We start from the raw sequence: 20,688 nt of genomic DNA, 5'->3' as shown, positions 1-20,688 counted from the left end.
CTTCGGACTGAAGAGCGGAGGCGGAGGGATTTGAACCCTCGATGGGCTTTAAGGCCCAAACCGCATTAGCAGTGCGGCGCCATAGACCGGACTAGGCGACGCCTCCTCGCACCGCGCTCGCGCGGATGGTGCGTGCAGATGATGACACAGCCCAGTGGTGCGTCACCAATCGGAACCCACCGTACTAGGAGGAAAGGCAACAGGGCAAAGGGCTTCGGTTGCGCAACGCCGGGGGCCGGGGAGCGTTGGAGAGGTCAGGGGCGCGAGCCGCCCCTGATCCCTGTGCGTCGTGACCATGTCCCGTCGCGCCGTGCGCCGCCGTTCGTACGACGTCCGGTCGTACACCGCCGCGTCGTACGCCGTCGTGCCGTGGGCCGCCGCAACGTCGTCGCGGAACCCCAGGAGTCGTCATGCCCCTTCGCCCAGCCGGCAGCCGTGCCGCCCTCGCGCGCCCAGCCTCCGCCCGCGTTCCCGTCCGGCGCCTCGCCGTCACCGCCGCGCTGTCGGCGGCCGCCACCGTCGCGGCCCTGTCCGGACCTCCCGCAGCGGCCGTGGTCCGGGCTCCCGCCACCACGGCGCCGGTTTCCGTGGCGGGGCCCCTGCCGGTGCCGTTGCCTCCAACGGACGCGTCCGACCGGCTGACCGTCACCACCGAGGCGACCGGCGAGGCCGGGGACGGCACGTACCGACTGGAGTGCGGCCCGGCCGGCGGCAGCCACCCCCGGGCGCGGGAGGCGTGCGACAAGCTGGCCGAGCTGGCCGGCACGGGCGCCGACCCGTTCGCGCCGGTCGGCGACGGCACCTGGTGCACCCAGCAGTACGGCGGCCCGGCGAAGGCCACGGTCACCGGAACGTGGCAGGGCCGTCGCGTGGACGCCGTCTTCACCCGGTCCGACGGCTGTGAGATCTCGCGGTGGCAAAACCTCGAGCCGGTCCTGCCGTCCACCGCGGCCGCCCCGGTGTAGACGCCACGGCCGTCGTGCCAGGTCACGCCCCGCGCGGCGGTCCGTCTTGTGATCCCACGGTTACACAACCTTGCTGAGAGCTCCCCCTCATCCCCCGTCGGAGCCGGGAGGGTGCCCGTAGACTCCCTCCAGTGACAGGGTGCGGCCCGAGGGACAGGATGGGCCCGGCTGTCCGGCAAGGTGCAGTAGGCAGGGAGGAACCGTCGTCGTGAGCAGCAGGCCATCCCGAGGCGCTGCTCGCCTCGCAGCCATACTCGATGCCCTCCCCGACGGGCTTCTGCTCGTCAACTGCAATGGCACGGTCGTCAACGCCAACACCATTGCCCTCGAAATGTTCGAGGCACCGGGCACGGCGCTCGTGGGGCGGGGGCTCCTCGACCTGCTTCCGGAGTTCGACTCGCAGCTCATCCCCGGGTCGATGCGCCGCCCCGACGCCGCGGGCGCCCGCGGACGCACCAAGCCGACGAGGATGACGGCCCGGCGCACCGACCAGAGCGAGTTCCCCGCCGAGGTGACCAGCGCCAACCTGGAAGACGGCCGGGACGCCTACAACGACCGGCACAGCTACACCGGCGACGAGCTGCTGATGCTGGTCGTGCGCGACCTGTCGGGGACCGTCGACACCGAGGCCGAACTGGCCCGCTCGCAGCGGCAGACGGAGATGATCCTGCGCGCCGCGGCGGAGGGCGTCGTCGGCACGGACACCGCGGGCCGCGTCGTCCTGGTGAACCCGGCGGCCGCGCAGATCCTCGGCCACCGGGCGAGCGACCTCGGCGGCAAGGAGCTGCACCCCCTGATCCTGCACTCGCGGGCCGACGGCGAGCCGTTCCCGTACGAGGAGTCGCCGATCGCGGACACCCTCAAGTCGGGACGCAAGCACCGGGTCCGCGGCCAGGTCCTGTGGGCGAAGAACGGCGACCCGGTCCCGGTCGACCTGACGACCGCGCCCGTGCGCGACGGCGACCAGCTGGTCGGCGCGGTGATGACGTTCACCGACCGGCGTCCCTTCGAGGAGCAGGCCGCGAAGCACGCCGAGGTCCTGGAGCGGGAGACCGCGCGGTACGACGCGCTGGCCGCCCGCCACACCCAGCTGCTGGCGGTGCTCGACACCTCGCTGCGCGGACCGCTGGAGGAGCTGCGCGGCGAGCTCGGCACGCTCGCCGCGGACGACGCGGGGCAGCTGTGGCCTGACGCCAACCGCACCCTGCACCACCTGGCCGCCGGGTACGCACGGATGACGACCCTCGTCGACAACGTCCTCGCCTTCCAGCGGCTGGACTCGGGCACCGAGGAGCTGAAGAAGAGCAACGTCCTGCTCGACGGTGTCGTGGCGGCGGGCGTCGACGGCGCGGTCGAGCTGATCGGCCCGGGCAGGGCGCAGTTCGCGGTGCACGCGCCGACGATCGAGGCCGAGGTGGACGCGGGCCGCCTGGCGACGGCGCTCGCCCACCTCGTCGCGGACGTCGCCGGGGTCGACGCCACTGGCAACGCCCCGGTCGCCGCGGGCGGCGGTTACATGGACTCCACCGTCGTGGTCGCGGCGGCCCAGCGCGGCGACGTGGCCAGGATCGAGGTGCGCGGCCCGTACCCCGGGGGCGACCCGGTGCACCAGCCGATCGTGCGGGGCATCGTGCAGGCGCACGGCGGGGTGCTCCAGACGCACTCGGTCCCGGGCATGAGCCATCCCGCGTACGTCCTGGAGGTGCCGCTCGGCGCGGGCGCGGGCACCGTCACGCTGCCCGAACCGGAACCCGAGCCGGAGCCCGCCCCCGGAGACGCCGGCCTCCCGGCGCTTCCCGCGCTTCCGGCCCAGGCCCAGCAGCCGGCGGACGCCCCGGCGGGCATCGGCGACGGGGCGCAGGGCGGCGGTGGACGACGGCGTGCCCGCCGGTCGTCCACGGACGCGTTCCTGGAGAGCCCCCTCGCCGCCCCGAACGGGTCGCCCGCCCCGAACGGACCATCCGGCCCGAACGGATCGTCCGGCCCGTCCGCGTCCGGCGCGGGCGACGCCGTGGCGCCCGTCCCCGCACAGCCCGTCCCCGCACAGCCCGGTGTCGTCGCGGCGCCGACCGGACGTCGCCGGGGACGCCCCGACGACACCGGGGCCGGCCGCGCGGTCGCCCCTCAGGACATCCCCGCCCAGCAGGGCACGGCACCGGGAGCGGCCCCCGAGGCCGGCCCCGTCGGCGGTACCGGCCGCAGGCGCGGGAGGCCCAGCCCCGCGGAGGCGGCGGCACCGGACGGGCCCGCCGAGGGGACCGTGGTGACCGCGGCCGAGGGTGCGCGGGACACGGGCCGTGCCGCGCTCGGCGCGACCGTGCCCCCTCAGGGCGTGCCGGCGCTGCAGGACGCCCCGACCGGGCGCAGGGCCCGCCGGGTGGCCGAGCCGGTGGGTGCGCTGCCCGCCCTGCCGTCCGCCGGACAGCCGGAGGCCGGTGCTGCCATGGACGCCCCCCAGCCGGGCGCGGCCGTGCCGGACCCGGCGCCGGTCCAGCCGACCGGGCGGCGTGCCCGCCGGGCGCTGGCGCCCGCCCCCGCGCAGGACGAGGCCGGGCCGTCGGGCGCCCGGGCCGCGTTCGCGCTGCCGCCCGCCGAGGCCGACCGCACCCCCGCCACCCCGTCCGGGGCAGCCGCCGTGGACTCGTCTCCGGCCGGCCGCCACGATCCGGTGACGATGCCGCCCGGCGCGGACCACACCCCGCCGCAGCCCCACCCGATGCCGGTGGGCGGACCGGGGACTCAGGAGACTCCCGGGTGGGGTATGCCCGTACCCGGCTGGGGCAGCCCCGCCGAGGCTCCGGCGCCGCATCCGGCGGACGGCCGGGGACGGCCGCCCTCCGGCCCGGCGACGACGGCTCCGCCGACGACTCCGACCGCTCCCGCGGCTCCCGAAGCGGCCGCCCCCGAGGCGCCGGTATCGCGGACCGTGGGCGGCACCGGTGCCCTGCGCATGGCACCGGGCACTCCCAATCCCTCCACGGGCACCGTCGTCGGCGCCAGGTCGCTGCGGGCCGCGCCCGCTCCCGAGCCGCTCCCGGCCGATGCCTCGCAGGGCCGTGCCATAAGCGTCCGTACCCTCGGCCAAGGCGTGGCGTTCGGACAGCAGCTCGCCCAGCAGAACCAGAGCAACGGCTCGGGGATCAGCACCGGTTCGGGGCGGCGCCGCAAGCTGGCCACGCCTCCGGCCGAGGGCCGCGAGCCGGCACCGGCTGCTTCGACGGCCTCGACGGTGGCCTCGACGGCCCGTCCGGGCGCCCAGCAGCAGACGCAGACGCCGCCTCCGCAGCGGCCGCAGCAGCCCCAGGGCACCGGCCAGGTGCCGGGGCAGCCGCAGCTGTCGCCCCCGTCCGAGGGCCGGGGCCGTGCGTACGCCATAGGCGCGCCCGACGAGGGTGCGGAGGGGCCCGAGCCCCTCGACGGCCCCGGCGGCGCGGTCGAGGTGACCAACCGTCCGGCGCCGCAGCCCGTGGATGACGAGCTGCCGCCCGAGCCGCTCGACAACCCGCGCCGACTGCTCGTGTGGCCGGCACCGGACGCGGCGACGCAGCAGGCGCTGAGCGAGCGCGGCTACCGCCCCGTCGTCGTGCACTCGCGCGAGGAAGTGGACGCGCAGATCGCGGCGTTCCCCGCGGCGCTGTTCGTCGACCCGCTGACCGGTCCCATCACCCGTACCGCGCTCCAGTCGCTGCGCCAGGCCGCTGTGAGCGCCGAGGTGCCGGTGCTGGTCACCGCGGGCCTCGGCCAGGCGTCCCGGGACGCGGCGTACGGCGCCGACCCGGCCGTCCTCCTCAAGGCGCTCGCTCCCCGGGACAGCGAGCAGCATCCGCCGCGGGTGCTGCTGATCGAGGAGCACGAGGAGATCGCCCAGGCGCTCACCGAGACCCTGGAGCGGCGCGGGATGCAGGTCGGGCGGGCCGGTGCCGACGCCGACGCGGTGGCACTGGCGTCCCGGATGGGTCCGAACCTGGTGGTGATGGACCTGATGCAGGTGCGCCGCCGCCGGGCCGGGATCGTCGACTGGCTGCGCGCCAACGGCCAGTTGAACCACACCCCGCTGGTCGTCTACACCTCCGCCGGGATCGGCGAGGAGGACCTGCCGCGCCTGGCGTCCGGCGAGACCGTGCTGTTCCTGGCGGAGCGGTCCACGAGCGCCGAGGTGCAGAGCCGGATCGTGGACCTGCTGGCGAAGATCGGCACCAACTGAGGCCGTACGTACCGCGGACCGGCAGGGCCGGGACCGGGGGCGGCCGGGTCCGTTCTGCCGCGGTCCGGCTGGATCCGGATCGGCCGTGCCGCGGCTCCGTAATGCCCGTACGTTCATGGGACGGCCCCGCACTCGGGCGAAGTACGGGGCCGTCCGTGTCGCACGCGGTACGAACGGGGCGGGTCGTCCCCGCGCCGGTCAGACCAGGGTGACCTCCAGCTCGCCGGCCGCGTACTGCCTGCGGATCACCTTCTTGTCGAACTTGCCGACGCTGGTCTTCGGCACCGCCGGGATCAGCGCCCAGCGCTCGGGCAGCTGCCACTTGGCGATCGACTGCGCGAGGAACTCCCGCAGCGCGGTGTAGTCGGCGGTCGAACCCTCCTTCAGGACCACGGCCGCCAGCGGGCGTTCGCCCCACTTCTCGTCCGGGACGGCGACGACGGCGGCCTCGGCGACCTCCGGGTGGGCCATCAGCGCGTTCTCGAGCTCGACGCTGGAGATCCACTCGCCACCGGACTTGATGACGTCCTTGGCCCGGTCGGTGAGCGTCAGGTATCCGTCGGGGGAGATGATCCCGACGTCCCCCGTCTTCAGCCAGCCGTCCTCGCTGAACTTGTCGGCGGGCCGGAGCTCTTCGCCGCCCACTCCGCCGAAGTAGGCACCGGCGATCCAGGGGCCCCGGACCTCCAGCTCACCGGCCGATTCCCCGTCCCACGGCAGCACCTCGCCCGAGGGGCCGACCAGCCGTCCCTCGACGCCCGCCGGGAAGCGGCCGGCCGTGATGCGGTAGGGCCACTCCTCCTCGGCGGTCAGTCCGGCGGGCGGGTTGGCCATCGTGCCGAGCGGCGAGGTCTCGGTCATGCCCCAGGCCTGGCAGAGCCGTACGCCCAGCTTGTCGTACGCCTCCATGAGGGCGGGCGGACAGGCCGAGCCGCCGATGGTGACGCTGGCCATGCTGGAGACGTCCCGCGGACGGGCGTCGAGCTCGGCGAGCAGGCCCTGCCAGATGGTGGGCACGGCGGCCGCGTGCGTGGGCTTCTCACGCTCGATCATCTCGGCGAGCGGCCCGGGCTGCAGGAAGCGGTCCGGCATCAGCATGTTGACGCCGGTCATGAACGTGGCGTGGGGAAGGCCCCAGGCGTTCACATGGAACTGCGGCACGACGACGAGCGTGGTGTCCTTGTCGGTCAGGCCCATCGACTCGGCCATGTTGACCTGCATGGAATGCAGGTAGACGGACCGGTGGGAGTAGACGACGCCTTTGGGGTCACCGGTGGTCCCGGAGGTGTAGCACATGGCGGCGGCCGTGCGCTCGTCCAGCTCGGGCCAGTCGAAGGTGGTGGGCCGGCCGGCGATCAGCTCGTCGTAGTCGTGCACCCGGGCCTGCGCGCCGTCGAGGACGGACCGGTCCCCGGGGCCGGACACGACCACGTGCTCGACCGTCGGCAGGTGCGGGAGGAGCGGGGCGAGCAGCGGCAGCAGGGTGCCGTTGACGATGACGACCCGGTCGGCCGCGTGGTTGACGATCCAGACCAGCTGCTCGACGGGAAGCCGCAGGTTGAGGGTGTGCAGCACCGCGCCCATGGAGGGGATGGCGAGGTAGGCCTCGACGTGCTCGGCGTTGTTCCACATGAGGGTGGCCACCCGCTGGTCGCCCTCGACCCCCAGCTCGTCGCGCAGCGCGTTCGCCAGCCGGGTGGCGCGCTCGCCGATCTCCGCGAAGGAACGGCGCTGCGGTTCGGCCTCGCCGGTCCAGGTGGTGACCTGCGACTTTCCGTGGATCGTCATTCCGTGACGGAGAATGCGGGTCACGGTCAGCGGTACGTCCTGCATGGTGCTGAGCACGGCGTCCTCCCGGTGGGCGCTACGTGTCGACAAGGGTGTGCAGATTCTGCGCACATACCGCTTGGTATGTCACTACCCGGGAGTACACAATCGCCGTGCGGATCAGGGAAGGCCGTCGGTTTCCGGCCGGGGGCGGCGGGAGCCGGGCGGGTGTCACCGTTCGTCGGCGGGAGCCGGGCGGGTGTCGGCCGGGGGCGGCGGAAGTCGACGGCGTCCGGCCAGCGTCAGCGGACCGGGACGAGCTCCGGGTCCTCGCGGAGTTTGCCGAGCGCGCGGGACACGGCGCTCTTGACCGTGCCGACCGAGACGCCGAGCACCTCCGCGGTCTGGGCCTCGCTGAGGTCCTCGTAGTAGCGCAGCACCACCATGGCCCGCTGGCGGTCCGGGAGCTTCATCACCGCACGCCACATCGCGTCGTGCAGCACCTGGTGTTCCGCGGGGTCGGAGGAGGGACGGTCCGGCGGCTCGGGCAGCTCGTCGCAGGCGTACTCGTCGACCTTGCGCTTGCGCCACTGCGAGGTACGGGTGTTGACCAGGGCGCGCCGTACGTAGCCGTCGAGGGCCCGGTGGTCCTCGATGCGGTCCCAGGCGACGTAGGTCTTGGTCAGGGCCGTCTGCAGCAGGTCCTCGGCGTCGCTCGGGTTCGCGGTGAGCGAGCGTGCGGTGCGCAGCAGCACGGGGCCCCGGGCCCGTACGTACGAGGTGAACGACGGATACACCGGGCGGCCCGTGGCGGCCGTGGAGGCGCTGTTGCAGACTGGCGTGGTCATGCCCTCAACGCTAGGAGCGGGGCCCCTGTCTGGGATCGGCCCCAGGTCCCGAAGAGGGGTCCGCCTCAGGTTGTAGGGGCGGGCCGTGGTCCACCTCCTGAAGGTGGAGGATTTCCCGGGAGCCTCAGGGACGGGCCACAGGGCGACGCGGCCGGTGCCGCCGGATCCCGCACGCCTGGCCGGGACTTCGCGGGCCTGCGGAACCGGCATGGCACGGCCTCCGGCCGACCGGGGTCATACGTCGGCCGGAGGCCGTGCCCGGCGGAGGCGGTTGCCTGACGGAGGCCGTGCCTCAGGGCCGGGTCTCAGGGGCCGGACCCCAGGGGTCCGCCGCGGAAGCCGTGCCCCGGTCCACGGCCTGGGCCGCGACCGGCCCGACGTCAGTGGTCCGTCCCGAGGACGAGCCCGGAGGTGGGGACGCCCGTCCCGGCCGTCACCAGGACGCGGCCAGCCCCCGGCACCTGGTTGCAGGACGTACCGCGCACCTGCCTGACCGCCTCGGCCAGCCCGTTCATCCCGTGCAGATAGGCCTCGCCGAGCTGTCCCCCATGCGTGTTCAGGGGCAGCGCGTCCGCGGCGACGAAATCCGCCGCCTCGCCGGGCCGGCAGAAACCGAATTCCTCCAGTTGCATCAGCACGAACGGAGTGAAGTGGTCGTAGAGGATCCCCACATCGATGTCGGCGGGGCGCAGACCGGAGGACCGCCACAGCTGACGGGCCACCACCGCCGTCTCGGGCAGGCCGGTGAGATCGTCCCGGTAGAAGCTCGTCATCTGCTCCTGGGCGCGTCCCGCGCCCTGCGCGGCCGCGAGGACCACCGCCGGTGGCCGCGGCAGGTCCCGGGCCCGTTCGACCGAGGTCACGACCAGCGCCTGTCCGCCGTCGGTCTCCTGGCAGCAGTCCAGCAGCCGCAGCGGTTCGGCGATCCAGCGCGACGCGGCGTGCTCGGCGAGCGTGATCGGCCTTCCGTGGAAGTACGCGGCGGGGTTGTTCGCGGCGTGACGGCGGGCCGTGACCGCGACGTGGCCGAACGCCTCCGGGGTCAGTCCGTGGGCGTACAGGTAGCGCTGCGCGGTCATGGCCACCCAGGAGGCCGGGGTGAGCAGCCCGAACGGCAGCGCCCAGCCGAGCGCGGCCCCCTCCGCGGACGGCTCGCGACGCTGGACGCCGGAGCCGAAGCGTCGCCCCGACCGTTCGTTGAACGCGCGGTAGCAGACCACGACTTCGGCCACTCCGGTGGCCACGGCGAGCGCCGCCTGCTGCACCGTGGCACAGGCGGCGCCACCGCCGTAGTGGACCCGGGAGAAGAACGACAGCTCTCCGATCCCGGCGGCCTGCGCCACGGTGATCTCGGGGCTGGTGTCCATCGTGAAGGTCACCATGCCGTCGACGTCGGCCGGCGCCAGACCCGCGTCGTCGAGCGCGGCCCGTACGGCCTCCACCGCCAGGGTGAGCTCGCTCCGGCCCGAGTCCTTGGAGAACTCGGTGGCCCCGACGCCGACGATCGCGGCCCTTCCGCCGAGCCGGTCGGCCCTGCGCGCGCTCATGCCGACGCCTCCCCGGGAGAGGTGCGGTCCGGCGTCCGGTCCGGCGCCCACTCAGGGAGCGTCACCGTGACGGTGCCGGTGACATGGGGGCCGCGGGCGTTGACGCCGACGACCCTGATCTCCACGTCCCGTCCCTCGCAGGTCAGGACGGTGCCGGAGAGGGTCATGGTGTCGCCCGGATGGTTGGGCGTGCCGAGGCGAATCCGCACCGAGCGCAGCCGCGCCCCGGGACCCGTGTGGTCGGTGACGTACCGGCCGACGAGTCCGTTGGTCGTCAGGATGTTCATGAAGATGTCCGGGGACCCCTTGTCCCGCGCGGCTTCCGCGTCGTGGTGCACGTCCTGGTAGTCGCGGGAGGCGACGGCCCCGGCGACGATCAGGGTGCGGGTGACCGGGATCTCCAGCCGTGGCAGTTCGTCGCCGGCCCTCAAGACGGCTCCCCTTCCCGTTCCTCCTTGATCGGCGTCCCGGATTCCTCCGGGAGCCGTCGGGGTGGCGTCCATCAGCCCTCGCTCCCCCGGAACACGGGAAGCACCAGTTCCGGGTCCATCCGCTGGAAGTCCAGCCGGACCGGCATCCCGATCCGTACCTTGTCGCAGGGCACGCCCACGACGTTGCTGATCAGGCGTACGCCTTCGGCGAGTTCGACCAGCGCGACCGCGTACGGCGGCGAGAACGCGGGGAACGGCGGATGGTGCATGACCACGTACGAGTACACGGTGCCCTCGCCGCCCGCCTCGACGGTGTCCCACTGCGGTGAGCCGCAGGCGTTGCATCCGGGCAGCCAGGGGAACCGGAGGGTCCCGCACCCGCCGCACCGCTGGATCAGCAGCCGCCCGGCGGCGACGCCCTCCCAGAAGCCGGCGTTGTCCCGGTTCACGACCGGGCGGGGGCGTCTCGCGGTCTCCTGCTTCCGCTGTGCGGGGGCGTACTTGAGGATGCGGAAGCGGTGGGTGCCGGCCGGTTCCCCGTTCGCCCGGACGTCAGTCCGCGTGGTGACGAAGTATCCCGACCCCAGTTTCGTCGTCTTGCGTGCCGACACCGATTCGATCACCGAGTCGAAGGTGATGCGGTCACCGGGCCGGAGTTCGCGCAGGTACTCCTGCTCGCAGTCGGTCGCCACCACGGAGGTGCATCCGGCGTCGTCGAGGAGCGCGAGGAGTTCGTCGTAGGCCGCCGACCGGGCGTCGTGCCCGGAGAGTCCGCCCATCGTCCAGGCCTGGAGCATCGTGGGGGGCGCGATGGCGTCCGGTCCCGCGTACGCCGGGTCGGTGTCGCCCACGGCCTCGCACCAGTGCCGGATCATCGGCTCGTTGACCAGGTCCTTGCCGACGGCTGAGACGGCTGCCGCCCGGCCTTCGTACGCCTTCAGCCGCTGGCACAACGTGTCGTTCACCACCGCCCCCTCGCCCGCCGGGTCGTGTCGCCGTGACGGCTCAGGTTTCTGACTGTCCGTCAGTTCCCGGGGTCGTGTCAAGAGGCCCGGGGCTTGCGAGGAGACGTCACGCGCACCGGGCCGTGCCGTACCGCGCCGCACTGTGGCGCGTCGACCGGCCCGTCGCCCGCGCCACCACGGGAAGGCCGCGCCACCACGGGAAGCCACGCCCCGCCGCGCGGCACGGCCCCGAGCGGCACGCCCCCCACGGCACGACCCCCGCGGGGTGGCACACGCGAGGCGGCCCGGAGACGCGGCGGCCGCCCGACGCACCACGGCCCGGCCGGCCGCACCGCAGTGCCGTCGGCCGGGCCGTGCATCGCCCCGCGTCGCGCCCCCCATCAGGGCACCCGGTCACACCCACATGTCGTAGAAGTTCACCGCGACGTTCTCGTTCGGCTGGTAGATCGCCGTGAATCCGGCCGGTCCGCTGACCTGCGCCGTGCTGTTCTGGTTCGACGCGCCCGCACCGGATGCGACCTGTTGCGTGGTCGACGAATTGCCGGAGTTGCCACCCCCCACACCACTGAAGCCGATACTGGCCGCGCTCGCGTTGGATCCGTTGTCCGCGTACGAGCCGTTGTCGGCGTGGGCCACCCCCGAGAACAGTGCGGCGGCGAGCGGGAGCGCGGCGGCAGCGGCGAGGACGCGGGCGTTACGGATGCTTGCCATGTCTTCTTCCTCCAGGAACCACAAGTAAGGCATGTTCCGGGACGGTCGGCCGACCGCCTCGGACGCTGGACTCGACGTCGCGAGACCAGAGTTGCCCAGCGATCCCCGGCGAACCACCACGCAGGCAGCGATTCCCCCTCAAGCATGAGGAACCGCCGATAAACCACCGACACGCCAGGACACCACAGGCCGTCACCGCTTCGGCTCAGCGGGCCCTGGGGCCGCAGGCGGAGAACCGTTACTGCACACCCCGCCACCCACCGCCCGAGGGCGCCATCCCGACGTATCCCGCTTCCCTTTCTCGAACGGGTGTACGAAAATAAAGCCATGGCCACCATCGACCGGCGTGCCGCCACCCTGGCCCTCGCCCATGCGCTCACCGCCGCCGAGCGCGGCCTCCCTGTGATCCCGCTGACCAGGCACAAGCTGCCCGCGCTGCCCTCACCGCACCGGGACGAGCCCGCCCCTCCCGTCTGCCGCGGCGAATGCGGCCGCTACGGCCACGGTGTGCACGACGCCACGAGCGACCCGGCCCGGGTCCGCGACCTCTTCGCCGCCGCGCCCTGGGCCACGGGCTACGGCATCGCCTGCGGCCGGCCCCCGTACCACCTGATCGGCATCGACCTGGACACCAAGTCCGGCGCCGACGGCGGTGCGGCCCTGCGCCAGGTCGCGTTCCAGCACCTGTTCACGATCCCCGACACCGTGGTCGTGCTGACCCCGAGCGGCGGCCGCCATCTGTGGCTCACCGGCCCCGCCGACTCCGTCGTCCCCAATTCCGCGGGCCGGCTCGCTCCCGGCATCGACATCCGCGGCGCGGGCGGCTATCTGGTGGGCCCCGGCTCCCTCACCGCGCACGGCGTCTACCGGCTCGCCCCCGGCACGGCCCACCTCGTCCCCGCGGCCTGCCCTGGCACCCTGCTGCGGCTGATCGCACCCCCCGCCCGCCCCCGCCACCCCGCGGCCCGCCCGAGCCACGGCCAGGGCCTGGTCGACTTCGTCCTCGCGGCCCACACCGGCCAACGCAACACCCGCCTGTTCTGGGCCGCCTGCCGCGCCTACGAGAACGGTCTCGGCGACGCCCTCGCCGACCCGCTTACCGCGGCCGCGATCCGCACCGGCCTCAGCGAACGCGAGGCCCGCGCCACCATCGCCTCCGCGGCCCGTCTCACCACGGCCGTCCCCTGAACCCGGCGGACGGCCCACCGCCCGGCACCGCGCCGCATCCGGCACGAGCCGCGCGACACCTGCGAGACGCGAGCCGTTGGACTGCCGGGGGGAGGCATTCATTGCCGCAGGCAACGGGCAGGAGGGCCGACCACGTGCTCCCTACCCGCGCCAACGTCCACGGGGACCGGGGAACCCCGTGGCGGTGCGCCGGCGACGTGCCGTGTCAGCCGTGTCAGACGCTTCGGGCGGGGAGAGCCGCACGACGTCCTCGTCCTTGATCTCGTGGCCCTCGGCACGTGAGGGCTTCACGCCTGCCGCGCGGCCGCCGGCGGGAGCCCCCGGCGGCACGACCGCCTACGCAGAGTGCATCGGGTCCTTGGAGCGCATCGGGTCCTTGGCGTTCGGGGTCCGCACGGCGAGTGCCGCGACATCGTCCTCGAGCCTGCCGCCGCTGTAGCGGACCAGGTCCTGGTGGAGCCGGTCCAGCAGCTCGCGGGGCGTCGCCGGGCCCTGCCGCTGCATCCAGTCCGGCAGCGGGAAGAACGCACCGGTGCGGTCGCGGGTCTCCGTCACGCCGTCGGTGTAGAGCAGCAGCTGGTCGCCCGGGTCGAAGGCGAGGGTGTCCACGGTGTAGTGGTCCCCGATGAGTGTCGCGAGGTGGAGGGGCGGCGAGGGGGTGCTGGGGTCCACGACGCGGATCTCCCCCTTGTGCACCAGCAGCGGAGGGGGATGGCCGCAGTTCAGGATCTTGATCTGCCCACCGCCGTGCGGGATCTCGGCGATGAGGGCGGTGGCGAAGCGCTCCGGCAGGTCCTGGGTGGGGAACGCGGCGCTGTGGCGCACGATGCTGGTCTCCAGGCGGTGGATGATGCCCCTCAGGTCGGGCTCGTCGTACGCGGCCTCCCTGAAACAGCTGATCACCGCCGACGCCGCCCCCACCGCGGTCAGTCCCTTGCCTCGTACGTCGCCGATGAGCAGCCGGACCCCGTACTGCGTGTCCGCCGCCTCGTAGAAGTCACCGCCGATCCGGGCCTGCTCCTGCGCCGCCAGATACAGCGACTCGATCTCCACGCCCTCGATACGGCGGGGCAAAGGGCGCAGCAGCACCATCTGGGCCGCGTCGGCGACGAGCCGCACATGGAAGAGCGTCTCCTCGCGCTGCAGCCGGACATGGCTCGCGTAAGCGGCCGCCAGCGTCACCGCGATGATCGCGGCCGCGGTGAACGGCGTTCCCAGATCGGTGTAGAAGAAGCTGAGGGTGATCATGGCCGCCAGGCAGAACGTCCCCAGCAGGACCGTGGGGAGCACCGGCCACATCGCGGCGGCGAGGGCGGGCGCGGCCGGCAGGAGACGGCTGAAGGCGAACTCCCTCGGCGTGGAGAACGCCAGACTGGTGATGAGCACGGTGACGATCACCGGGGACAGCATGGCGACGTCCCACCGGCTGTCGTAGGCAGCACCAGGACGACGGAGCCACCACGACCGTCCAAACTTGATCACAAAATGCATCATATCGGCGTGAAGCAGGCATCGAGCGTCGAGCAATGCCCGCAGCTCGCGCGGAGAGCGACCTGCCCAGCGCCCGCTGCGGCCATCGACGACGCTCACGGAACCGTCATCCGGGACGCCGCGCTGCCACCTCCCGCCGTGGAAACGTGCACCGCCGACGGGAGCGAGCGGGAGGGGGCACCCCGGAACCGCCCGCGCCTTCGCGCCGCGCCTTCGCCCCGCGCCTTCGCCCCGCGCCTTCGCCCCGCGCCTTCGCCCCGCAGCTTCGCGCCGGGGCCGGCCTGCGCCCGATGGCCTTCCGGCCCTTCGGAGTGGCCGGCGGCTCCTCAGCACGGCTCCCCCTCACCCGTACAGAGCAAGCTCCGCCGACGGCGATGCGCAGGTGTCCGGCGGAGGACCGACCGAGCATGGCATATACACCCAGACGGGCCCAGACGGGCCTGCCCCGGGAACAGAGCCGCCCCACCCCGCGCCCGGGATGCCTGCCCGCCACTGACTCCCGGTGAGTGCGTCGTGACAGAACGTCCCACAGCCTTGCAGAATGCCGTCAACCGGAGCTCCCGCAGGCACCCCGGCCGGCCGGACCGCGAAGGTCCGCGATCCGGGACGCGTCACCGGAAAGGGCACCCAGGATGCAGACTCCCCCGTTCGAGAGCTGGGCACTGGACTGGGCCGTCAGAGCCCGAGGAATCCAACAGGGCGGCTTGCTCGCCGGCCTCCTGGTCGACCTCGCAACCGATCCCCGTCAGGTCCACCTGGCCCGCACGGTCTGCTTCCCCCTGCATGCGGCAGCCCGTGCACTGGGAGTCGAGGCCAAGGCCCTCCGGTCGGCACTGCACCGATTGTGCGAAGCACGCCTGCTCACCTGGAGCACAGACGACGCCCCCGCCTCACCGCACGTCACCGTCACCCTCCTCCCCCCACCGGTCCTCGCCGAGTCCGCCTGGCCGTACGGGCGGCGGGCCGCCTGACGGTACGGGGGCGGTCGGCCACGAGACCCACATCAGGACGACCACGAGGAGTCGGCCAGGGCTGGTCCCCGCAAGGAACCGTCCCGACCGGGGACCGGGATCGATGGTGAGAACCGTGAGTCGTCCACACGCGCGGGCGGGGCACCGGCCCCCGTGTGACCTCCGCGGGCTGATGACGGCACGAGCGTCGCCGCGGCCACGAGCCTCGCCGCGGCAGCGACGAGCGCGGCGCTGTCCCCTCCGGACGCCGGATGGGACAGCGCTTCGACATCGGTTTCGGAGGCACGTCGCCGCTCATGGACGAGCGGAACTCTCACGGGACTCGACAGCGCCGGCCGTGCGTTCGCCATCCGACAAGTCGCTCTCCGACGAGGTGGTATCGACTCCCGCCCCCGCCGCAGGCGGAGCAGCTTCCGGTCAGTCGGTACGGAACGGGGGAACGGTGAGCCTGTCAGTGCAGGAGGTGTCGTAGCCGCCGGAGGGCCGGTCGAAGAAGCCGACCAGTATCGCGCGGGCGCAGTCGGACTGTTCGAGCGTGCTGTGGCCGAGGCCTGGGAACACCAGGTGGCGGGAGCGGGACAGGCCGGTGGCGGCGGCAGCGGCCCACCGTGTTCCGGCGGGCCCGTCGAACGTGCCCGACAACAGCAGGGTGGGCACATCGCTGCGGGTCCGGGCCGTCACCCGGGGATCGGCGCGTCCGACGTCCCATGCTCCGCAGTCGGAGAAGATCCGGGAGACGAACTCCTGTTGCGGCAGCAGGGACAGGACCCGGTCGGGGAAGTCGGGCAGGGCGGCCTTTGCCGCGGTCTGCACCTTCTGACGGTCGGTGAATGCCGCCTGCTCACGGCAGACCACCCCGTAGAACAGGCCCCAGCCGACGAAGCGGGGCGGGGACAGGCCGGCCAGAATCGTCTTGGCGGCGGGCAGGCCGTTGCCGGCGGCCAGGGCGTGCACCGCAGCCGGCACGGTGGTCAGCGCCCAGGGCGGCAGAGCAGCCACCACCACCATGTTGGCCAGTTGGTAGCCGTCGATCACCACGGTGGTGGCCGGGGCCCCGCCCTCGCCGGGCACGGTCACCGTCAGCGGCCGGCGGTTCAGACGGTCCACGGTGGCGTCGAACTCCGCCTCCAGACCGGGGTAGGCCGCCTGGCAGGCCGGCTGGGCCGCACACGCGGCGAACATGGCCTTGTACTGGTCGGCGGCATTGGTCCACAGGCCGTCAAGAAGGTTGAGGTCGGGGGTGACGACGGAATCCACGACCACGCTGCGGATGCCCTGCGGGTGGTCGCGCAGCAGCTGCAGGGCCAGATCGCTGCCGTAGGACACCCCGTAGACGTTCCATTCCCCGATGCCCAGCGCCCTTCGCAGATCGGCGATGTCGGCGGCGTTCTCGGTGGTGTTGTACGCCGACAGGTCATAGCCCATCCCGGCCAGCCGGGTGCGGCACGCCCGGGTCGCCTCGGCGCCCTTGCGGGTGGTTTCCGGGTCGGTGGCCAGCAGCGTGACGGCCTGGCGATTGAACGCGTCGACCTCCGGGCAGCTCAGCAGCGGATCGGAGCGTCCCGTACCACGCTGGTCGACGAAGATGACGTCCCGGTCGGCATTGATCGCCGGCTCGAGCCGGGACACGGTGAAGGCATCCAGCAGCCCGGACCCGCCCGGCCCGCCGGTGAGCCAGACCACCGGGTCGCGCTTGGGCTGCGCCGCGGCGGCCTTGAGACGGGCCACCGCGATCTTGATGGTGCGCCCTTCAGGCTTGGCGCGGTTCTCCGGTACCGTCAAGTAGCCGCAGCTGAACTCCGGCCCCATCGCGGGCACGCCGGGAAGTATCGGCGTCGGACACGCCGCCGCGGCATAGCCGAGCCGACCGGTCGGCATCGGGCACGCTCCGTGGATGCGCAGACGTGTCCCGGGGAAGATCCAGTGGCCGTGGTCACCCGTCCCGAACACCGGTGGGCCGGGGTGTTCACGGGCAGCGCTCTCGAGTACCGACTGGTTGGCGTCGCGGATCTCAGGCCACCGGTCCGCGTTGCCCAGGTACCGCAGCGCGAGTCTCGACAGCGAGTCCCCGCTCACGACCGTGTGAGTCGGACACGCTCGCCCGACCGGAGCCGGCGGCCGCGCCCGCAGCGGCTCACCGGCGTGCCTGCCGGACGGCGTGGGCCTCGGCTGGGCCACGGCTGCGCCCCCTGAGGAGAGGACGAAGGATCCTGCGGCCAGGCTGCTGACAATCGCCCTGGCCGCTCGGCGGACCCCGCGTATTCGAGGGCGGGTCGGTTCCTGTAGCTGCTCGCCATGCATGGCCGATCTCCTGGAGAGACACGGGAAGCGTCATGGATGTATCACGCTAGGCGACTCATCCGGAGGCGGCCCTTCCTGTTGACCCGATCGGACTCGGGACGAGTACGGGCCGCGCATGCAGCCGACCGTGCGTTCAAGGCGGGTGATCGTGGTGGAGCGCCTCCCTGCCTCACACGAGCCCCGCTGGAGACAGGGTGCGCCCGCCCGTCGACAGCCGACGGCGTGGCCGGCGACGAACGGCCGGTCCGCCGGTCCGCTGCCGGCCGCGATCGCGGCCGGCAGCGGAGGCAGGCAGAAGGCCGAAGCCACGCAGGTCCGCAGCGCCGGCCTACGGGTCAGTGGTCGTTCTTGAACGTGAAGTGGCCGGCGCCGTCCATCACGCCCTGACTGCCGGTGACGCTGAAGAAGTTGACGCGTACTTCGACGCCCTCGGGGATGTCAGCCTTCACCGCCGAACCTGCGCCGCTGGCGCTGGAGTACGCGCAGCCGTCGTCATTGCCGTCCGTCAGGCGGAACCGCACGGGAGCGTTGCGCGGACCCCAGTAGAACGAGGCGATGACGGACGAACGGTCGCTCCTGTTCCGGTCGCACAGCGTGATCTTGTCGCCGTTTTCGACGATGCGAATGCTGCCGGAGGTGTCGCCGTTCATCTTGTTCACGTAGTGCGTGTGGTCGGACCCACTGGCAGCGGCCGGCCCCGCGGAGGTCAGAGCCATGAGTCCCGCAGAGACAATGGCTCCGAGCACCGTCAGACCACGTCGAAGCTGCATAACGGTCCCTTCACTCAGATGATCACTTTGCGATGGCAAGTCTGGCCCACGGCCACACGCCCCTCAACGGCGTTCGGCGAAAGGTCCGTTTGTTCGTCCGATTTGCAGCGAGTGACGAACTGCGAGCCCGTGGAGGCGCGCGCCGCGTACAACAGCCGCAGGCCCATGACACCTCGTCGACCCTGGGGCTCGTCGGCGGCTCCCGTCGTACCGGTACAGGCGGGCGACCGAGTCCCGGAACAGGACGTCGTTCTTGCCGGCGCCGCTGAGGTCGCCCATGCCGACCATCGTGTACCCGCCCCAGCCCGACCCGATCTTCACGGCCCTGTCGAGGCCGCCGGCCGCGTTCCCGGAATACCGGAACAGGCTGCTGCCGCGATGTGGCATGGGCCGGTGTGGACGCTCCGCGTCGGTACCGGTCTCGTCGTGGCTGAGAAGCGCTTCGTTCGGTCTTTCCGGCGTACGAACGTGGTCAGGGCGACCGGACAGACGGATGGCCCCTGACCATCGATCGGGTCAGGGGCCGTTTCACCGGGCGGTGGGTGTGGGATTTGAACCCACGGTGACTCGCGCCACGACGGTTTTCAAGACCGTTCCCTTAGGCCGCTCGGGCAACCCACCCTCGCTCCGCGTCACCTGGCGCGGAGCGGCTACAGCCTACCGGCTGGACGGGGTCGCCGGGGCGGCTCGGTGGGCTCTGGAGGGACGGGCCGGCAACTTCGACATGGTGTACGACATCGCTGCGGCCCAGAGGGCGACGAAGGCGAGCTCCGCCCAGGGGTCATCGAGCAGGAACCTGTCGACGGTGACGAGCAGGACGGCCCAGACGAGGAACAGCGCGACTCTCTGCATGGCCTTCACCTCATGTGCGTCAGGTCCTGGTGAGTTGCCGCGCCGCCCCGTTGGAGGCCGGTCGGCGACTCGGCACTGATCGCACGTTATGGATCTTCACCACGGCCGGGCAATGGCCTTGATCAAGATCTGAGGGTGGGACGGCCCGCCCCGCGTCACCTGGGAGCGGTGACGCGGGGAGCGGAGCTCGGTTGTCAGCTGTCGCCCTTGCGTTCGCCCAGGGTGACCTGGATGGTGGACTGCTTGCCGTCGCGCTCGTAGGTGAGGCTGACGGTGTCGCCCGGCTTGTGGGTCCAGATCTCGCTGATCAGGGTCGGACCGCTGTCGATCGGGTGGTCGTCGAGGCGGACGATCACGTCACCGGACCTGAGTCCGGCCTTCTCCGCCGGGCCGTTCGGGGTGATGGCGGGGGCGCCGCCGGTGCCCTCGGCCGCGATCGTGGCGCCACCGCTCTTCTCGTCCATGGACACGGTGGCCCCGATGACCGGGTAGACGGGCGTGCCCGTCCTGATCAGCTGCTCGGCCACGGACTTCGCCTGGTTGATCGGGATCGCGAAGCCGAGACCGATGGAACCCGGCTGGCCCTGGCCCAGACCGTTGCCGGCGGACTGGATCGCCGAGTTGATGCCGATGACCGCGCCGCGCGCGTCGAGCAGCGGCCCCCCGGAGTTGCCCGGGTTGATCGAGGCGTCGGTCTGCAGGGCGCTCATGTAGGACGCCTTGCCGCCCGTACCGCCACCGGAGGCGACCGGACGGTTCTTCGCACTGACGATGCCGGTGGTGACCGTGTTGGACAGGCCGAACGGGGCACCGATCGCGATGGTCGAGTCGCCGACCGCGACCCGGTCGGAGTCGCCGAGCGGCAGCGGGGCGAGCGCGGCAGGGGCGTTCTTCAGCTTGAGCACGGCCACGTCGTAGCCCTGCGCCCGGCCCACGACCTCGGCGTCGTACTTCTTTCCGTCGACGAAGGTGACGGACAGCGTGCCGCGGTCGGCGGCGGAGGCGACCACGTGGTTGTTGGTGAGGATGTGGCCCTGCTTGTCGTAGACGAATCCCGTGCCGGTGCCGGCCTCGCCGCTGACCCCCTCGGCCTGCGCCTCGATGGTGACCACGCTGGGCAGCGCCTTCGCGGCGACGCCCGCGACCGTGGCGGGGTCACGCTTGAGGTCGCTGGGCAGCCCGGAGGCGGTCACGGTCGTCGAACGGATGGCGCTGTCACCGCGCTCGGCGGCCCAGTAGCCGATGCCCCCGCCGACACCGCCGGCGACGAGTGCGGCCACCAGCACGGCGGCGATCAGGCCGCCCCGCCCGCCCGACGGCCTCGGACCGTGGGGCGGAGGTACGGGCGCGCCCCAGACCGGTCCGCCACCCCCGCCGTACGGAGGGTGCGCGGCGGGCTGCGGCGGCCAGCCGTCACCACCGGAGGAAGCGGGCGCCCCCATCGGGAGCGGCGCGGTCGCCGGCTCCGGCCCGTACGGGTCGGGGAGAGGCTGCGTGGGAGCCGCCTCGGAGGAGCCGAGGTGCTCGGCGGAGGCTGCCGGCTGCTCCACGGGAGGCATGGCGGCCGGAGGCACGGGCGGCGCAGGAGGCGCGGTCGGGGCTGTCGGGGGGACAGCCGGGACCCCAGTGCCCTCGTTGTCGGTGCTCACAGCTCTCTCCTCGGTTCCACATCGATAT

At 72.8% G+C, this 20,688-nt stretch carries 15 protein-coding genes and 2 tRNA genes; 4 read left to right on the top strand and 13 right to left on the bottom strand.

Annotated features, from left to right (window positions below; genetic code table 11):
• Positions 1-15: 15 nt before the first annotated feature.
• Positions 16-106: transfer RNA gene (locus ACZ4Z5_RS04300), tRNA-Ser, on the bottom strand.
• 304 nt (positions 107-410) lie between these two features.
• Here ACZ4Z5_RS04300 and ACZ4Z5_RS04295 point away from each other — a divergent pair.
• A complete protein-coding gene (locus tag ACZ4Z5_RS04295; protein ID WP_468256396.1) occupies positions 411-965 on the top strand; it encodes an SSI family serine proteinase inhibitor in 555 nt (184 codons plus the stop codon).
• Between the two features lie 208 nt (positions 966-1,173).
• A complete protein-coding gene (locus tag ACZ4Z5_RS04290) occupies positions 1,174-5,169 on the top strand; it encodes a PAS domain-containing protein (RefSeq protein ID WP_468256393.1) in 3,996 nt (1,331 codons plus the stop codon).
• 198 nt (positions 5,170-5,367) lie between these two features.
• Here ACZ4Z5_RS04290 and ACZ4Z5_RS04285 read toward each other — a convergent pair whose 3' ends face one another.
• The 6 genes from ACZ4Z5_RS04285 to ACZ4Z5_RS04260 all read right to left on the bottom strand — a co-directional run bounded on the left by ACZ4Z5_RS04285 (position 5,368) and on the right by ACZ4Z5_RS04260 (position 11,438).
• Positions 5,368-7,014 (bottom strand): long-chain fatty acid--CoA ligase, encoded by a 1,647-nt coding sequence (locus ACZ4Z5_RS04285; RefSeq protein ID WP_468256631.1) that lies wholly within the window; start codon positions 7,012-7,014, stop codon positions 5,368-5,370.
• Positions 7,015-7,238: 224 nt separating this feature from the next.
• A complete protein-coding gene (locus tag ACZ4Z5_RS04280; protein WP_468256390.1) occupies positions 7,239-7,784 on the bottom strand; it encodes a SigE family RNA polymerase sigma factor in 546 nt (181 codons plus the stop codon).
• Positions 7,785-8,164: 380 nt separating this feature from the next.
• A complete protein-coding gene (locus ACZ4Z5_RS04275) occupies positions 8,165-9,331 on the bottom strand; it encodes a lipid-transfer protein (protein WP_468256387.1) in 1,167 nt (388 codons plus the stop codon).
• Entirely contained in the window at positions 9,328-9,762 is a 435-nt protein-coding gene (locus ACZ4Z5_RS04270; protein ID WP_468256385.1) for a MaoC family dehydratase, read from the bottom strand. The genes ACZ4Z5_RS04275 and ACZ4Z5_RS04270 overlap by 4 nt, the downstream gene beginning before the upstream one ends.
• 71 nt (positions 9,763-9,833) lie before the next feature.
• On the bottom strand, positions 9,834-10,727 hold the full coding sequence (locus ACZ4Z5_RS04265; RefSeq protein WP_468256382.1) for a bifunctional MaoC family dehydratase N-terminal/OB-fold nucleic acid binding domain-containing protein: 894 nt from the start codon (positions 10,725-10,727) through the stop codon (positions 9,834-9,836).
• Positions 10,728-11,120: 393 nt separating this feature from the next.
• Positions 11,121-11,438 carry a hypothetical protein gene (locus tag ACZ4Z5_RS04260; RefSeq protein WP_468256379.1) on the bottom strand — a complete coding sequence of 106 codons (318 nt, stop codon included), beginning with the start codon at positions 11,436-11,438 and terminating at the stop codon, positions 11,121-11,123.
• Between the two features lie 327 nt (positions 11,439-11,765).
• Between ACZ4Z5_RS04260 and ACZ4Z5_RS04255 the strand changes: the two genes are divergently transcribed.
• A complete protein-coding gene (locus tag ACZ4Z5_RS04255; protein WP_468256376.1) occupies positions 11,766-12,626 on the top strand; it encodes a bifunctional DNA primase/polymerase in 861 nt (286 codons plus the stop codon).
• Between the two features lie 336 nt (positions 12,627-12,962).
• Here the strand turns inward: ACZ4Z5_RS04255 and ACZ4Z5_RS04250 are convergent, their stop codons facing one another.
• Complete coding sequence (locus tag ACZ4Z5_RS04250; protein WP_468256373.1) at positions 12,963-14,117, bottom strand: PP2C family protein-serine/threonine phosphatase; 1,155 nt, start codon at positions 14,115-14,117, stop codon at positions 12,963-12,965.
• 632 nt (positions 14,118-14,749) lie between these two features.
• Here ACZ4Z5_RS04250 and ACZ4Z5_RS04245 point away from each other — a divergent pair.
• A complete protein-coding gene (locus ACZ4Z5_RS04245; RefSeq protein WP_468256370.1) occupies positions 14,750-15,088 on the top strand; it encodes a hypothetical protein in 339 nt (112 codons plus the stop codon).
• A gap of 417 nt (positions 15,089-15,505) precedes the next feature.
• Here the strand turns inward: ACZ4Z5_RS04245 and ACZ4Z5_RS04240 are convergent, their stop codons facing one another.
• The 5 genes from ACZ4Z5_RS04240 to ACZ4Z5_RS04220 form a co-directional block, all read right to left on the bottom strand.
• On the bottom strand, positions 15,506-17,164 hold the full coding sequence (locus ACZ4Z5_RS04240) for an alpha/beta fold hydrolase (RefSeq protein ID WP_468256368.1): 1,659 nt from the start codon (positions 17,162-17,164) through the stop codon (positions 15,506-15,508).
• A 560-nt stretch (positions 17,165-17,724) separates the two neighbouring features.
• The gene (locus ACZ4Z5_RS04235) at positions 17,725-18,039 is read right to left on the bottom strand and encodes a hypothetical protein (RefSeq protein ID WP_468256365.1); all 315 of its coding nucleotides are present in this window, start codon (positions 18,037-18,039) and stop codon (positions 17,725-17,727) included.
• Positions 18,040-18,695: 656 nt separating this feature from the next.
• Positions 18,696-18,780: transfer RNA gene (locus ACZ4Z5_RS04230), tRNA-Ser, on the bottom strand.
• Between the two features lie 36 nt (positions 18,781-18,816).
• Positions 18,817-19,011, bottom strand: a complete 195-nt coding sequence (locus ACZ4Z5_RS04225; protein WP_468256363.1) for a hypothetical protein — start codon at positions 19,009-19,011, stop codon at positions 18,817-18,819.
• Between the two features lie 194 nt (positions 19,012-19,205).
• Positions 19,206-20,660: a S1C family serine protease gene (locus ACZ4Z5_RS04220; protein WP_468256361.1), complete on the bottom strand. Its 1,455-nt coding sequence runs from the start codon at positions 20,658-20,660 to the stop codon at positions 19,206-19,208.
• Positions 20,661-20,688: the final 28 nt, after the last annotated feature.

The organism is Streptomyces sp. NPDC030222, assembly GCF_055573115.1.
Note: the sequence above shows the minus strand (reverse complement) of the source record. Positions and strands in the feature narration are given on the sequence as shown.

Excerpts from the sequence above, each read along its gene's own strand:
- ACZ4Z5_RS04295 (WP_468256396.1), top strand. The coding sequence starts at position 411 with ATGCCCCTTCGCCCAGCCGGCAGCCGTGCCGCCCTCGCGCGCCCAGCC.
- ACZ4Z5_RS04280 (WP_468256390.1), bottom strand. The coding sequence starts at position 7,784 with ATGACCACGCCAGTCTGCAACAGCGCCTCCACGGCCGCCACGGGCCGC.
- ACZ4Z5_RS04275 (WP_468256387.1), bottom strand. The coding sequence starts at position 9,331 with ATGAGCGCGCGCAGGGCCGACCGGCTCGGCGGAAGGGCCGCGATCGTC.
- ACZ4Z5_RS04260 (WP_468256379.1), bottom strand. The coding sequence starts at position 11,438 with ATGGCAAGCATCCGTAACGCCCGCGTCCTCGCCGCTGCCGCCGCGCTC.
- ACZ4Z5_RS04255 (WP_468256376.1), top strand. The coding sequence starts at position 11,766 with ATGGCCACCATCGACCGGCGTGCCGCCACCCTGGCCCTCGCCCATGCG.
- ACZ4Z5_RS04250 (WP_468256373.1), bottom strand. The coding sequence starts at position 14,117 with ATGCATTTTGTGATCAAGTTTGGACGGTCGTGGTGGCTCCGTCGTCCT.
- ACZ4Z5_RS04245 (WP_468256370.1), top strand. The coding sequence starts at position 14,750 with ATGCAGACTCCCCCGTTCGAGAGCTGGGCACTGGACTGGGCCGTCAGA.
- ACZ4Z5_RS04235 (WP_468256365.1), bottom strand. The coding sequence starts at position 18,039 with ATGAACGGCGACACCTCCGGCAGCATTCGCATCGTCGAAAACGGCGAC.
- ACZ4Z5_RS04225 (WP_468256363.1), bottom strand. The coding sequence starts at position 19,011 with ATGCAGAGAGTCGCGCTGTTCCTCGTCTGGGCCGTCCTGCTCGTCACC.